At 69.3% G+C, this 14,063-nt stretch carries 13 protein-coding genes; 4 read left to right on the top strand and 9 right to left on the bottom strand.

What is annotated here, in order from left to right; genetic code table 11:
- The first annotated feature begins 36 nt into the window (after nt 1-36).
- The gene (locus tag OHA18_RS15910; protein ID WP_329004866.1) at nt 37-1,443 is read left to right on the top strand and encodes an FAD-binding oxidoreductase; all 1,407 of its coding nucleotides are present in this window, start codon (nt 37-39) and stop codon (nt 1,441-1,443) included.
- A gap of 6 nt (nt 1,444-1,449) precedes the next feature.
- On the opposite strand, the gene OHA18_RS15905 is transcribed toward OHA18_RS15910, so the two are convergent.
- Entirely contained in the window at nt 1,450-2,670 is a 1,221-nt protein-coding gene (locus OHA18_RS15905) for an alpha/beta fold hydrolase (RefSeq protein WP_329004865.1), read from the bottom strand.
- Between the two features lie 97 nt (nt 2,671-2,767).
- On the bottom strand, nt 2,768-3,010 hold the full coding sequence (locus OHA18_RS15900) for a hypothetical protein (protein ID WP_329004864.1): 243 nt from the start codon (nt 3,008-3,010) through the stop codon (nt 2,768-2,770).
- 140 nt (nt 3,011-3,150) lie between these two features.
- Between OHA18_RS15900 and OHA18_RS15895 the strand changes: the two genes are divergently transcribed.
- The gene (locus tag OHA18_RS15895) at nt 3,151-4,029 is read left to right on the top strand and encodes a hypothetical protein (protein ID WP_329004862.1); all 879 of its coding nucleotides are present in this window, start codon (nt 3,151-3,153) and stop codon (nt 4,027-4,029) included.
- Here OHA18_RS15895 and OHA18_RS15890 read toward each other — a convergent pair.
- Entirely contained in the window at nt 4,015-4,437 is a 423-nt protein-coding gene (locus OHA18_RS15890; protein ID WP_329004861.1) for a MarR family winged helix-turn-helix transcriptional regulator, read from the bottom strand. The genes OHA18_RS15895 and OHA18_RS15890 overlap by 15 nt on opposite strands.
- A 76-nt stretch (nt 4,438-4,513) precedes the next feature.
- Between OHA18_RS15890 and OHA18_RS15885 the strand changes: the two genes are divergently transcribed.
- A complete protein-coding gene (locus OHA18_RS15885; RefSeq protein ID WP_329004860.1) occupies nt 4,514-5,338 on the top strand; it encodes an NAD(P)H-binding protein in 825 nt (274 codons plus the stop codon).
- Between the two features lie 47 nt (nt 5,339-5,385).
- Here the strand turns inward: OHA18_RS15885 and OHA18_RS15880 are convergent, their stop codons facing one another.
- On the bottom strand, nt 5,386-6,252 hold the full coding sequence (locus OHA18_RS15880; RefSeq protein ID WP_329004859.1) for an HIRAN domain-containing protein: 867 nt from the start codon (nt 6,250-6,252) through the stop codon (nt 5,386-5,388).
- 233 nt (nt 6,253-6,485) lie between these two features.
- On the opposite strand from OHA18_RS15880, the gene ilvA reads away from it, so the two are divergent.
- Nucleotides 6,486-7,760 carry a threonine ammonia-lyase IlvA gene (gene ilvA, locus OHA18_RS15875; RefSeq protein ID WP_329004857.1) on the top strand — a complete coding sequence of 425 codons (1,275 nt, stop codon included), beginning with the start codon at nt 6,486-6,488 and terminating at the stop codon, nt 7,758-7,760.
- 11 nt (nt 7,761-7,771) lie between these two features.
- Here ilvA and OHA18_RS15870 read toward each other — a convergent pair whose 3' ends face one another.
- The 5 genes from OHA18_RS15870 to rhaI are packed head-to-tail and all read right to left on the bottom strand — an operon-like array spanning nt 7,772 to nt 14,063.
- The gene (locus tag OHA18_RS15870) at nt 7,772-8,014 is read right to left on the bottom strand and encodes a LuxR C-terminal-related transcriptional regulator (RefSeq protein WP_134121400.1); all 243 of its coding nucleotides are present in this window, start codon (nt 8,012-8,014) and stop codon (nt 7,772-7,774) included.
- Between the two features lie 5 nt (nt 8,015-8,019).
- A complete protein-coding gene (locus OHA18_RS15865) occupies nt 8,020-9,441 on the bottom strand; it encodes a rhamnulokinase (protein WP_329004856.1) in 1,422 nt (473 codons plus the stop codon).
- On the bottom strand, nt 9,438-10,856 hold the full coding sequence (locus tag OHA18_RS15860; protein ID WP_329004855.1) for an L-fucose/L-arabinose isomerase family protein: 1,419 nt from the start codon (nt 10,854-10,856) through the stop codon (nt 9,438-9,440). The genes OHA18_RS15865 and OHA18_RS15860 overlap by 4 nt, the downstream gene beginning before the upstream one ends.
- Before the next feature lie 9 nt (nt 10,857-10,865).
- Nucleotides 10,866-12,899 (bottom strand): bifunctional aldolase/short-chain dehydrogenase, encoded by a 2,034-nt coding sequence (locus OHA18_RS15855; RefSeq protein ID WP_329004854.1) that lies wholly within the window; start codon nt 12,897-12,899, stop codon nt 10,866-10,868.
- Nucleotides 12,900-14,063 (bottom strand): L-rhamnose isomerase, encoded by a 1,164-nt coding sequence (gene rhaI / locus OHA18_RS15850; protein ID WP_329004853.1) that lies wholly within the window; start codon nt 14,061-14,063, stop codon nt 12,900-12,902.

The following is a 14,063-nucleotide window of genomic DNA, read 5'->3' as shown; positions in this document are numbered from 1 at the left end:
AGGAAACGTCCTGGCCGGAACGAATCAGGAGTGGAAATGACAACGACGCAAGCACGGCAGGACACGCTCGGGGAGGCCACACTCGGTGAACTCGCCGAGGGACTTCGTGGCGAGCTGATCCGCCCGGCCGACCCGTCGTACGACGATGCGCGGTCGATCTGGAACGCCGCGCACGACAAGTTGCCGGCGCTGATCGTCCGGTGCAAGGGAGTTGCCGACGTCATCCGGGCCGTGGAGTTCGCCCGGAGCGAGGGGTTGACGTTGGCGGTCCGGGGCGGCGGTCACAGCATCCCCGGTTTCTCGACCACCGACGGGGGCCTGGTGATCGATCTGTCGCCGATGAACTCGGTCCGGATCGACCCCGACCGGCGCCGGATCGTGGCGCAGGGCGGATGCACCTGGGCCGATGTCGACGCCGAGGCGCAGGCCTTCGGGCTGGCCGTCACCGGTGGACTGGTGTCCTCGACCGGCGTCGCGGGCTTCACGCTCGGCGGCGGGATCGGCTGGCTCGTCCGCAAGGCCGGCCTGGCCTGCGACAACCTCGTCGGGGCGGATGTCGTCACCGCGGACGGCCGGTACCTGCACACGAGCGAGACCGAGAACCCTGAGCTGCTGTGGGCGTTGCGGGGCGGCGGCGGCAACTTCGGTGTCGTCACCTCGTTCGAGTTCCAGGCGCACGAGGTCGGTCCGACGGTCTTCGCGGGCCTCGTCTTCTACCCGGGCGACCGGGCGGCCGACGTACTGCGTGGCTTCGGTACGGCGGCAGCCGCGGCGCCGGACGAGTTGTCGTTGGCAATCAACCTCACCACCGCACCGCCGCTGCCGTTCCTGCCCGAAGAGGTGCACGGCAAGCCGATCGTCGCCGTCCTCGGCATGTGGTCCGGACAGCCGGAGGCCGGCGACGCCGCCACCCGGCCGTTCCGCGAACTCGCGCCGGTGGTCGCCGACCTGTTCGGACCGATGCCGTACAACGCGATGCAGACACTGCTCGATCCGCTGTTCCCGCGTGGCCTGCGGAACTACTTCCGCTCGGCGTTCTTCAACGAGCTCGGTCCGGAAACCGTCGACGCCCTCGTCGGCGCGCACGCCGCCGTACCGAACGGCCTGTCCGAGCTCCACGTCCACCATCTCGGTGGCGCGATGGGCCGGGTGCCGGCCGATGCCACCGCGTTCGGGACGCGCGACCGCGAGTTCATCCTCAACGTGGTCGCCCGGAGCGAGGACGCGGCCGGGTACGACGCGGTGGTCGACTGGGCTCGTTCGGCCGGCAGTTCACTCGGGCCGAGCGCGGCGTCGTACGTGAACTTCACCGGCGAGACGAACGAGGAGATCGTCCGGGCGTCGTACCCGGCGGCGACGTACGAACGGCTCGTGAGCGTCAAGAACACCTACGACCCGACGAACCTGTTCCACCTCAACCAGAACATCCGGCCCTCGAGCTAGTGGAGCTCACCGGGTGCAGGACATCGGGGCGGCGCGTCCCGCAAAGCGGTCGGCGGTCCAGGCGAGGATGTCTGGCATGGCGCCGTCGTCGATGCCCTGCACCCACGGGTAGGTGTCGTGCTCGAGTCCGGGATACGTCTTGTACGTAAGGCGTGTCCCGAGCCGGCACTGCGCCTTCGCGATCTGGTCGGTGACACCGACAGGTACGACGGTGTCGGCCTCGCCCTGGAGCAGCAGGACCGGTCCACCGAGCGGCAGGGACCCGGCCGAGTTGACCCGCAGATACTTCCGGAAGGCGGGATCGGTCGAGTACGCCGGGGCGACCAGCTGCGGTCCGGTCAGATCGGCGTACGCCGTGAACGCCGCGTTCAGGCAGCCGATCGCGGTGATGCCGATCCGGGAGTAGGCCTCGGGGCTGAGCAGCCGCTGGGGCTGGATCTTCGGGTCGCTGAAATGGGCGCCCTGGGCAATCATCGCGGCGAAGGCGCCGTACCCGGGAGTCGCGGCAACATGGTCGACGACCTCGGACAGGTTGGCCACCGGCGACGTGAGAACGGTGCCGAGGTAACCGGGCTGCGGACGGACGCGCTGCCGCTCGGCGACGCCCATCGCTGCACCGCCGCCCTGCGAGTGACCCCACAACACCCACCGCGACGACAGGTCCGACCGCACCCGGCGGGCCGCCTGCTGGGCGTAGATCACGTCGTTGGCTTCCGCGGTCTTGTTGACGAGCTCGGGTCTGCCGTCGGTGCCGAGGCCCGCGTAGTCAGGCGCGACGACCGCGAAGCCGGCGTTGACGAAGTCCATCATCTGGTTGCCGTGGTAGAGGTCCTTCATCAGCGACGGCGCACACGGTACGCCGATTCCGCTCGAGCCGTGCGCGTCCACCACGACCGGCCACCCGCCCGCCGGCGCCTTGCCCGCGGGCACCAGGACGACGGCTGTCGTGGCCACATCGCGGCCGGCCGAGGTGCGCGAGTGGTACATGATCCGGGTCGCCGGTCCGACGGCGTAGTCGTTCGTCGTCTGCTTCCGGATCACGGACCCCGGGAGGGCCCAAGGCAACGAAGCGGGCGGGTCGTAGAACGACGTCCGCGGTACGGCGTTCTGATGTTGCAGATCCAGCTGGCACTGCACGTCGCAATCGGCCGCCTGCGCCGGCGCGGCCAAGCCAGTCAGGCCGGTCACCGCCGTAGCCGCGGCGATCAGGGTGATGAGGTGTCGCACGTCGATCTCCAGAATGCTCGGGCCCGCCCCCACCGGGTTGGCCACCGCACCCCAGGACACCGCCGGCCGTCACCCCTGTGACGTCCCGGCTGGTGATCTACCTCTCAGACCTCTTCAAGGCGGCGTCCAGCACCGCGATCAGGACTTCGTCGTCGTCGGCCTGCCAGGTGTGCGCCTGCCGGCACGTCCATTGATCAGGCTCGCGCGGTACGACGCAGCCGAAGAGGCGGACCTTGCCGGCAGCTGCTGCCTCTCGGGCGACCCGGGTCGGGAGGCCGTACAGGATCGGCACTCCTCGCTGTCCACAGACCGGGCAAGCCGGCGCCTCCACCTTCGCCATACCGCCAAGGTACGTCACGGCCGCCGTCGTACGATCGAGCCACAGCAGGCGGCAGTCAGGAGGAAGAAGTGGCGAGGGCCTTCGGGTTCAGGTCAGGCCGCGGGCGGGCAACGTCCGACCGGCGTCAATGGTGGGACCGAATGTCCACGATGGTGCAGAAACACACCGGGCGGCCGATGAAGGACGACGCGGGCCGGTTCGCCGGCTCCAGCCCGGCCGGGGATCGATCCGCCATCTGTGATGCGATGGCCGACGCCTACGCCGGCGACTCCCGGCACCAGGGCCTCGTCCGCGGAATGGCCAGGCAGGTGGCCGTCCGGGACGTGGACAACATGGTTGCCGCAAGCAATGTCCCCGACGGTTACCGGGCGATCCTCGATCAGCGGGCAGCCGGCGAACCCGAGCCCGCCGACGTCCGCGACCGCGTGCGCCAGGCTGCGGCGGCCGCCTTCGTCGAGACCCTCGGCGAGCACATCGGCGACCGCCGCAGCGCCCCGGAGATCGCCCGGACAATGCTGGCGGCGTCCCATGGGCCGGGGCAACAGCCATCGCCGCTGCGAGCGGCCGCGACCGCCCTCTTCCGGGCATCGGCAGAAGCACAGGCGATGATCCCGCCCGAACAGCACGCGCACGCGATCACCGGCATCCAGCAGGCGATGGAGCAGCACGCCGGCCTGATCGACGGCGCTGCCCAGGGTCTGACCGGACACTCGGGCCTGCCACCCCGGGAGTTCGAGCAGACGCTGCTCGAGGCCCGAATGGCCGGCACCGAGATCGCCGGCTTCGGCATCGAGGCGGTGGAGCGGCTCGCGCACCCGCCTGCGCCGACCGGTGCGCCGATCCAGGCTGCGACGGTCGATATCCGCGCCGCACAGGAAGCCGCGTCATCGGGTGTCGCCTCGGCATCCGACGCGCCGACCGGCGGCGCTGCGCGGCCGGAGAGTACGCCTGCGGACCCGCGGCCGGCCCATCGCCTGGATTCCCAGGAGACGCACCGCTCCGGATCACGCGAGGTCTGACACCAGCACCTGCTGGATCTTCGCCAGGGCCTTCAGCAGGTGGGCGCGTTCGGTCTTCGTGAGGGTTGCGGTGATGCGGTCCTCGAGGGCCTGGCGCTCGGCCTCGATCGGCTTCTGCAGGGCTCGGCCGGCCGGTGTCAGCCAGAGGCGGACGAGCCGGTTGTCGTGCGGATCGGGTCGCCGTTCGAGCCAGCCGGCCTCGGCCATCCGGGTCGCGAGTTTGGTGACGGCAGGGGTGGTCACGTTGACCGCGGCGGCGATCTCGCCCGGCGTACGGCCGTCCTCCGCCCACAGCGCGGCCATGAGATGGTCCTGCCCCAGTCGCAGCCCATGCCGTTGTACGGCGGCGTCCGCCGCGGCTCGCAGCAACTTGGACGTCGTGCTGTGCAACTCCAGGAACTCGGGCACGGGGGGACTCCTTGACGATCCGATCATTTACCGGTTAACGTTTTCGCCGAATCGTTAACCGGTAAAGGAGTCTCTCATGCTACTCATCACCGGCGCCACCGGGCACATCGGCCGAACGCTCATTGACGAGCTCAACCGCCGCGGCGCCGACTTCCGTGCCCTGGTCCGCAGCCCGCGCCCGGATCTGCCCGCGGAGCAACAGGTCGGCGACCTCGACGGGCCGCTCGACCTGCACGGCATCGACAAGGTGTTCCTGCTCGTCCCCGGGACCGGCCTCGACCACACCGTCAACGTGATCGCGGCCGCGCGTGAAGCCGGAGTACGGCACCTCGTCTACATCTCGTCGTACGCCGTGCTCGGCGACCCGATCCCTGCGATGGGCCACTGGCATCACGAACGCGAGCAGCTGATCCACGACTCCGGGATCCCGGCGACGTTCCTCCGGCCGACCGGCTTCATGACGAACGCGGTGGACTGGCTGCCGACGATCCGCGCCGGCGGGTACGTGCTCGACCCGATCGGCCCGGGCCGCTCCGCGCCCATCGACCCGGCGGACATCGCGGCCGTCGCGGCAACCGTCCTCACCGAGGAGGGCCACGAGAAGCAGGAGTACACGCTGACCGGCCCCGAGGCGTTCACCCTCGCCGAGCAGGTCTCGATCCTCGCCGGCGCGATCGGCCGCACCCTCGAAGTACGCCCGATCGAGACCCCCGAGGACGCCGTCCGCTTCCGCTACCCCGACGGCGCCCCGCCGGACCTCGCGGCCGCGATCGTCGAAGGGCTCAAGCTCATGCGCGCCGACACCATCGGCCTCCGCACGGACACCGTGCGCCGCCTCACCAGGCGCGAACCACGGACGTTCGCGACCTGGTGCGGCGACAACCTGCAGTTGTTCAAGTAGCTCCGCAGTACCGGCCTGGTGAGGCATGGTCAGTACTGCGCAGCCGCCTAGTTGGCTTCCTTGGTCGCCCAGTAGTGCCATTGCGGGGAAGCGACTGGGGAGCGGGCCAGCCCGTCCGGCCAGGTGGCCGGCAGGTCGTGACTCCGCGCCGCGTAGAGAATCACCTCCGATGCGGTGCGATCGCCGCGGACGGCGACCCGGGCGGCCGTCTCGGCCCGCATGTCGGCGAGGTAGTGGATCGCGGGCAGGAACTCGGCGCTCAGCCGTGGACTGAGCCGGCCGACAGGTTCGTCGTCGAGCCGGATCTCGACCACGATCCGGTGCCGGTCCTGGATACCGTCCTCCTCCTCGATCGCGTGCATGGTGGCGTACACCCAGCATTCGCCTTCCGCCCGGAAGAACGGCGCCAGTACGTCGGGATGCACCTCGCTGCCCGGTACGACGATGCCGCTGCCGGGCGGTAGCAGGTGAAAGCTGCCTGGCGGGGGCAGGTTCACCGGCACGAGCATGTGCGGCTGCCCGAGGGCGACCGCGACACTGGCGTGGAACTCGGTGCCCTGGGCGCCCTTACCGTCCCAGTCCGCCGGCTCCCACTCACTCACCCACAGGTGGCACGGCACCTGCGGTTGCAGGCCTTGCGCCACCAACTCTGACAGCACCGGGTGGTACCGGTGCGCGTCGTCCCTCGGCAGATAGCCGACAACCTTGCCCTGCACCCGGACGGCGATCGACCGCGGGTCGAAACGGTTGTGCGGTTCCGGGACGAGGTCCGCCTCGGTGTCCAGATCTGCGCCGCGCGCCGGGATGGGGTCGGGGGACAGGCTACGGATCGCCTGCTCGTGCGGAGCCTCCCGCACGACTTCCTGACCACACCACAAAGCGTCGCCCCACAGACTGAACGGAATCAGTTCCATCTGTGCCCTCCAGTCCTCACTGACCGGCATTTACCCGGCTCATCCCGATCAGGCCCCTGATCGTTACACCGAGTGAGCGTATGAAAACTAGACTGCCCAGTGAAGAGCCGTTTCACGCCTGGTGCAAGAGTCTGGAACGCAAAAGGTATCCGCCGGTCCGGACTGTGGACGCGGATCGTCTTGTGCAGCGAGCGAATAGGCGAAGATCGTGCAAATGCACGGGAAGGAACGTCATGCAGGGCAGTAGTTCAGTCGCTCGATCGACCATCGTCGACGCGGGCTCGATCGAGGCCGCGGTCGACCGTTTGGACGGTGTCGCCGTGCGCACACCGTTGCAACGCAACCTCCGCCTGTCGGAGCGCACCGGCGCGCAGGTCTGGCTGAAGCGGGAAGACCTGCAGATCGGCCGTTCCTACAAGCTGCGCGGCGCGTACAACCTGATCGCTCAGCTCGACGACGCGGCCAAGTCGGCCGGCGTGATCTGCGCGAGTGCCGGCAACCATGGCCAGGGACTGGCGTATTCGTGCCACATCCTCGGTGTCCAGGGCAAGGTCTTCGTACCGCGGACGACGCCGCGGCAGAAGCGGGACCGGATCGCGGCCCTCGGCGGCAAGCAGATCAAGGTGATCGTCACCGGCGACACGTACGACGACGCGGCCGCCGCCGCCCTCGCGGAGGGGCAGGCGTCCGGGGCGACGATGGTGCCGGCCTTCGACGATCCGAGAACCGTTGCAGGGCAGGGGACCGTGGCCGTCGAGTTGGTGGACCAGCTCGGTCAGGCTCCCGACGTACTCGTGGTTCCGGTCGGCGGCGGCGGTCTCGTTGCAGGGGTTGCAACGTGGATCACCGAGCGGCATCCCGGCGTACGGATCGTCGGGGTCGAGCCAGGCGGCGCGGCGAGTATGGCGGCGGCGTTGGAAGCCGGTGAGCCGGTGACGTTGCCGCACCTCGACAGCTTCGTGGACGGCGCCGCAGTACGACGGGTTGGTGACGTCACCCTGCCTTTGGTGCAGCGGACCGGCGTCGAGCTGATGTCGGTGCCCGAGGGACTGGTCTGCTCGGAGATGCTCGAGCTCTACCAGACCGACGGATTGATCGCGGAGCCCGCGGGCGCTTTGTCGACAAGTGCCCTCGGCAACGGCCTCGACGTACGGCCGGGCGAGACCGTCGTCTGCCTGCTGTCCGGCGGCAACAACGACGTCAGCCGGTACGGCGAGATCCTCGAGCGCTCGTTGGTGCACGAGGGCCTGAAGCACTACTTCCTGGTGACGTTCCCGCAGGAGCCCGGCGCGCTGCGGACGTTCCTCGACGGCGTACTCGGCCCGGACGACGACATCACCCTGTTCGAGTACGTGAAGCGCAACAACCGCGAGACCGGCGTGGCCCTGGTCGGCGTCGAGATCAGCAACCGGGACGACCTCCCGGGCCTCCTGGCCCGGATGGAGGCCGCCCCGCTCGACATCGAACGGATCAACCCGAACTCACCAGAATTCAGGTATCTGATCTGACCCGTCGTACCTCAGACCAGGCCGCGGCGGGCGGCCCAGACGATGGCTTCGATCGCGGTGCTGAACCCGAGGCGGTCGCAGATCAGGCGGGTACGCCGGCGAACGGTCCGCTCGGACAGCTCGAGCCGGCGCGCGACCGCGTCGACCGGCAGCCCGGTGGCGAGCAGCCGGAGTAGTTGCAGATCGTCGTGGCTGATCTCGCGCGGCGGGACCCGTCGCGCGAGCGGTCGGAGTTCCTGGGGGAGGACGGTCATTCGAATCACCTTGTTCCGAACATCCGGGACTCGGCGGCGTCCCAGTCGGCCGGTTTGCCCTGCGGGGTGTAGTGCCGCAGGCGATGGGTGGAGCGGACCAGGGCGCGCATCGCGGCCAGGTCCGGCAGGGGCTCGCCGAGGGCGCGAGCTTGAACCAGTACATTGCCCAGGGCCGACGCCTCGACCGGGCCGGCCAGGACGGGCAGCCCGCAGGCGTCGGCGGTCAGCTGGCAGAGCAGCTCGTTCTGGGAGCCGCCGCCGATGACATGCAGTACGTCGACATCGCGGCCGGCGATCGACTGCGCGGACCGCAACGTCCGCCGGTACGCCAGCGCGAGGCTCTCCAGGATGCAGCGAACCACCGCACCCCGGGACCGTGGCGGCTCCTGCCCGGTCGCGTGGCAGTGCTCCTCGATCCGCGCCGGCATGTTGCCGGGGGCAAGAAATTCGGGAGCGTCGGGATCGATGAGTACGGCGAACGGCGGAGCACCGGCGGCATCGCGGAGGATCCCGTCCAGGTCGTCGTCGCCCCAGACCCGCTGGCACTCCTGGAGGATCCACAGGCCCATCACGTTCCGCAGGAACCGGGTCTGCCCGTCCACGCCGCCTTCGTTGGTGAAGTTGGCCTCCCTGGCGTCGTCGCTCAGAACCGGTGCGTCCAGCTCGAGCCCGACAAGCGACCAGGTCCCCGACGAGATGTAGGCGAACCGCTCATCCACAGCAGGTACGGCGACCACGGACGACGCCGTGTCATGCGATCCGACCGCGATCACCGGCGTACCCGGCGCCAGCCCGGTCTCATCCGGCAGCGCAGTCCCGATCACGTCGCCCGGCTCCCGCAGCTGCGGAAAGATCCGCCGCGGAAGCCCCATCCGGGAGATCAGGTCGTCGCTCCAGTCGCGGGCCTGCACGTCGTACAGCTGAGTCGTGGAGGCGTTCGTCCGCTCTGCCCCGATCTCCCCCGTCAGCCAGTAGCCGAGCAGATCCGGGATCATCAGCAGACTCGCCGCCCCCTCGGGTACGTCGGCGGCCAGCTGGTAGATCGTGTTGAACGGTAGTTGCTGAAGGCCCGTAATGGCGTACAGGTCTGCCGCAGGCACCTTCTCCAGCACGCGTTCCATCACACCGTCGGTGCGCGAGTCGCGGTAGTGGACCGGGTTGGCGAGGAGATGGCCGGCGCCGTCGAGGAGGCCGTAGTCGACGGCCCAGGAGTCGATACCGATTCCGTCCAGCGCGCCGGCGGCCTGCAACCCGTCGAGGGTCGAGTTGTACAGGTGCAGGATGTCCCAGTAGAGCCGGCCGTTGGCACGAACCGGGCCGTTCCAGAACCGGTGGAGCTCACGGAGCTCCAGAACGTTCGGCCCGACCTCGCCGAGCATCACCCGCCCGCTCGAAGCGCCCAGGTCTACCGCGGCGACACGTTTCATGGCGCGACCACAGTGAGGTCGAGATGCAGGAGATCCGCTACCGCAGCCAGGTCGGCAGCGCGATGCCCGGTGCCGAGCGCCCAGTGATGCGCGACGCCGGACGCCGACCACGCGTCCGTCCACTCGCCAGGGTCACAGCCGAAGTCCACCCGTGACGTCGTGTTCCCGATCTGCAGCAACGGCCCGGGGACGACGTTCCCCTCGGAGGCGATCAGGTTGAACGACCCGTCCCGGCGCTGACCCAACCCGCAAAGGGTCACCGGCCCCTGCTGTACGTCGAACTCCACCGACACGCCCCACCCGCGCTTGCCGTGGTAGACCCCCAGCCCACGCAGCAACGGCTTCCGTGCCGAGATGGCCAGATGGGCAGGCCCGTCGTGGCCCATCTCGACGACGTTGTCGTGGAAGTTCAGCGCCTGCAGCTCGGTGAACGATCCGCCCGCGCCCAACCGATCCATCACCAGCATCGCCAGCGACGTCCGCAGCTCGTACTCACCGGCGGCCGGCACACCCCTTGCCGTCAGCAACGATGCGCCGAGGATCATCCCGGCCGCGACCCGCTCGTGCGTCTCTCCGTCGAGCCCGCGGTGGTAGTAGGCCAGCGAATCAAGGGCGAAGTCCTCGACCAGCCGGTCCAGCGCGACCGAGACCGTGGCACCCCAACGGAAGTCCTCCTCCTTCACCGAGTCGTCGAGTGCGAAGATCTCCCGGGCCAGCTTCATCCGCTCGTCGGTCTCGGCATCCGAGACCTTCTCGACCCGCACCCGGAGGTCGTCGATCTCCAGGATCTCCACATGCCCGCCGAGCTGCGCCGAGACCAGCGTCGGGTCGGTGATCACGTCCATCATGCCGGGATACAGGTGCCCGAGCAGGCCGTGCCGTCCGTGCCGCAACGCCGCCCGCACTCCGGCGGCGCGGATCCACCGGTCGATCCGCGCCCACGCCCGCTCGTCCTCGAGGTACCCCGACACCGACCGGAAGTCGATCCCGCACCGTTCGAAGGCGTTCGCCATCTCGGGCAGCGGACAAGCACCGCAGTACGCGAGCCAGGCGCCGGTGTCGAAACTCGCGTGATCCATCGCCTCGGTCGGTTGCAGGTTGAGCAGCAACACCGGCGACCCGCTCCGCTGCGCGACCGGAACCAGCATCGAGGCCGTCATGTACGTGGTCAGGAATCCGACGATCAGGTCGCAGTCCGCCGCCCGCAGCTTCTCGGCCGCAGCCGCACCCTCCTGCGCGTCGGAGATGAACCCGACATCCACGACCTCGCAGTCGAGCGCCGAGAACCGCTCGGACACCCGCCGGGCGGAGGCCTGCAACTGCGGCAGCAGGTCCGGGAACTGCGGCCAGTAGGCACCCAGCCCACCGGCCACGAGCCCGATCCTGGTCTTGCGCGGCGTGATCCGCTCGAGCATCCCGAACTCCTATCGCAGGAAGGCGGCTGCTACGCCGGCGTCGACGGGCACGTGCAGACCGGTCGTGTGGGTGAGGTCGCCGCCGGCCAACGCGAACACCGCGGCCGCGACGTTCTCCGGCAGGACCTCGCGCTTCAGCAGGGTCCGCTGCGCGTAGAACGCACCGAGTTCCGACTCGGGCACGCCGTACACCGCGGCCCGCTGTGCGCCCCAGCCGCCGGCGAAGATCCCGGAACCGCGGACGACACCGTCGGGGTTCACGCCGTTGACCCGGATCCCGTACTCGCCGAGCTCGGCCGCGAGCAGCCGGACCTGATGCGCCTGGTCCGCCTTCGCTGCGCCGTACGCGACGTTGTTCGGGCCGGCGAAGACCGAGTTCTTGCTGGAGATGTAGATGATGTCGCCACCCATCCCCTGGTCGATCAGGACCTTCGCGGCCGCCCGGGAGACCAGGAACGAGCCCTTCGCCATCACGTCGTGCTGCAGGTCCCAGTCCCGTTCCGTTGTCTCGAGCAGCGACTTCGAGATCGACAGGCCGGCGTTGTTGACGATCAGATCCACGCCGCCGAACGCCAGTACGGCGTCCCGCATGGCGGCCTCGACCGCGTCCGCCGAGGACACATCGGCGCCCACGGCAACGGCCACGTCGGACGAGCCGAGCTCCTTCGCGACCGCTTCGGCGGCGTCCAGATCCAGATCCGCCACCACGACGCAGGCGCCTTCCGCCGCCAGTCGTTGCGCGATCGCCTTGCCGATCCCCGACCCGCCACCGGTCACCAGCGCGACCCGGGTCGCCAGCGGCTTCGGCTTGGGCATCCGCTGCAGCTTGGCCTCCTCCAGCGCCCAGTACTCGATCCGGAACTTCTCCCGCTCGTCGATCGGCGCGTACGTCGACACCGCCTCGGCGCCGCGCATCACGTTGATCGCGTTCACGTAGAACTCGCCGGCCACCCGCGCGGTCTGCTTGTCCTTCCCGAAACTGAACATCCCGACACCCGGCACCAGCACGATCGCCGGATCGGCCCCACGCATCGCCGGGCTGTCGGCCTCGGCATGCCGGTTGTAGTAGGCCGCGTAGTCCTCGCGGTACTGCTCGTGCAGTTCGCGGAGCCGGCTGACGGCCTCGTCGAGCGGGGCGGCCGGCGGGAGGTCGAGCACCAGCGGCCGGACCTTCGTCCGGAGGAAGTGGTCGGGGCATGACGTGCCCAGCGCGGCCAGCTCGGCCAGCCGCTCCCGGGCGGTGAACTCCAGCACCACGTCGGAGTCGTTGAAATGACCGACCTGCGGCTTGTCCGTCGACGCGAGACCGCGGATCACCGGAGCGAGCGCGGCGGCCCGGGCCCGGCGTTCCTCGACCGGGAGCGCCTCGAAGCCGTCGACGACAGCACCGAAGGGTTCGGGCTTTCCGCGCTCGGCGAGGAACTGCTCGGCGGTCCTGATGATGTCGAGGGAGTTAGCCTCGCACTCCTCCGAGGTGTTGCCCCACGCAGTGATCCCGTGGCCGCCGAGCACGCAGCCGATCGCCTGCGGGTTCTCCCGCTTCACAGCGGCGATGTCGAGCCCGAGCTGGAACCCGGGCCGCCGCCACGGCACCCAGACGACCCGGTCGCCGAAGCACTCCGCGGTCAGCTTCTCGCCGTCCGCCGCGGTCGCCAGCGCGATCCCGGAGTCCGGGTGCAGGTGGTCGACATGAGGGGCATCGACCAGCCCGTGCATCGCGGTGTCGATCGACGGCGCCGCGCCGCCCTTGCCGTGCAGGCAGTAGTCGAACGCGGCAACCATCTCGTCCTCACGGTCGACGCCTGGGTAGACGTCGACCAGCGAGTTCAGCCGGTCCAGCCTGAGCACAGCCAGACCTGCCGAGGTGAGCGTGCCCAGATCCCCACCGGATCCCTTCACCCAGAGCAGATCGACGGGCTGCTGCGTGACCGGGTCGGTCGCCGTGCCCTTCGCCGACGTGTTCCCGCCGGCGTAGTTGGTGTTGCGTGGATCGGCACCCAGTCGGTTGCTACGCGCAACGAGCTCGGCTGCAGTGTCGCTCACTTATGCTCCCCATCCAGCTTGTTGGCCGCCGACGCGGTCCTTGGTGATCTGCTCGAAGTAGCCGCTGCGCTTGTACGCCGCGACCGGGTCCGCGTCCAGGCCCTGCGACTCGCGCAGCTCCGCGAGCAGCGGCCGGACGTCGGTGTTGTACGCATCCATCAGCGCCGCGTTCGCGCCCAGCACGTCGCCTTCCTGCTGAGCCTTGCGGAGTACGTCGCGGTCGACCAGCAGCGCCTTCGCGGTCGCTTCCTGGACGTTCATCACCGAGCGGATGATCGCGGGGATCTTCTCCTCGATGTTGTGGCACTGGTCGAGCATGAACGCGATCCCGCGCTCCGGGTCGAGCGCGTCGCCGCGGACGATCTCGTTCATGATCCGGAACAGCTGGAACGGGTCCGCCGCCCCGACCATCAGGTCGTCGTCGGCGTAGAACCGGCTGTTGAAGTCGAACGCGCCGAGCTTCTTCGTCCGGAGCAGGAACGCGACGATGAACTCGATGTTCGTCCCCGGCGCATGGTGCCCGGTGTCGATACAGACCGTTGCCTTCGGCCCCAGTTCGAGACAGTGCGCGTACGACGTACCCCAGTCCGGCACGTCCGTGGTGTAGAAGGCGGGCTCGAACAGCTTGTACTCGAGCAGCATCCGCTGGTCGTCACCGAGCCGGTCGTACACCTCCTTCAGCGCGGTCGCGAGCCGGTCCTGCCGGTCCTGGATGTCGTCCTGCCCCGGGTAGTTCGTGCCGTCGGAGAACCACAGCTTCAGGTCGCGGGACCCGGTCGCGTCCATGATGTCGACGCATTCGAGCAGGTGGTCGGTGGCCTTGCGCCGTACCGCCGGATCCGGGTTGGTGACGCTGCCCAGCTTGTAGTCGTCGTCCTGGAAGACGTTGCTGTTGATCGCGCCGAGCCGGACGCCCTGCTCCTTGGCGTACGCCGACAGCCGGGCGTAGTCGTCCACCTTGTCCCAGGGGATGTGCAGCGCGACGCTCGGCGCGACCCCGGTGTACTTGTGGACGACGGCCGCGTCGGCGATCTTCTCCTCCGGCGAGCGCGGTACGCCCGGCTGGGCGAACACCTTGAACCGGGTGCCGGAGTTGCCGAACGCCCACGAGGGCAGCTCGATCTCCTGGCGGCTGAGCGCGGCCTTCACGGCTTCGGTCGTCAT

The organism is Kribbella sp. NBC_00709 (genome assembly GCF_036226565.1).
In the GTDB taxonomy this organism is placed as follows: domain Bacteria; phylum Actinomycetota; class Actinomycetes; order Propionibacteriales; family Kribbellaceae; genus Kribbella.
Note: the sequence above shows the minus strand (reverse complement) of the source record. Positions and strands in the feature narration are given on the sequence as shown.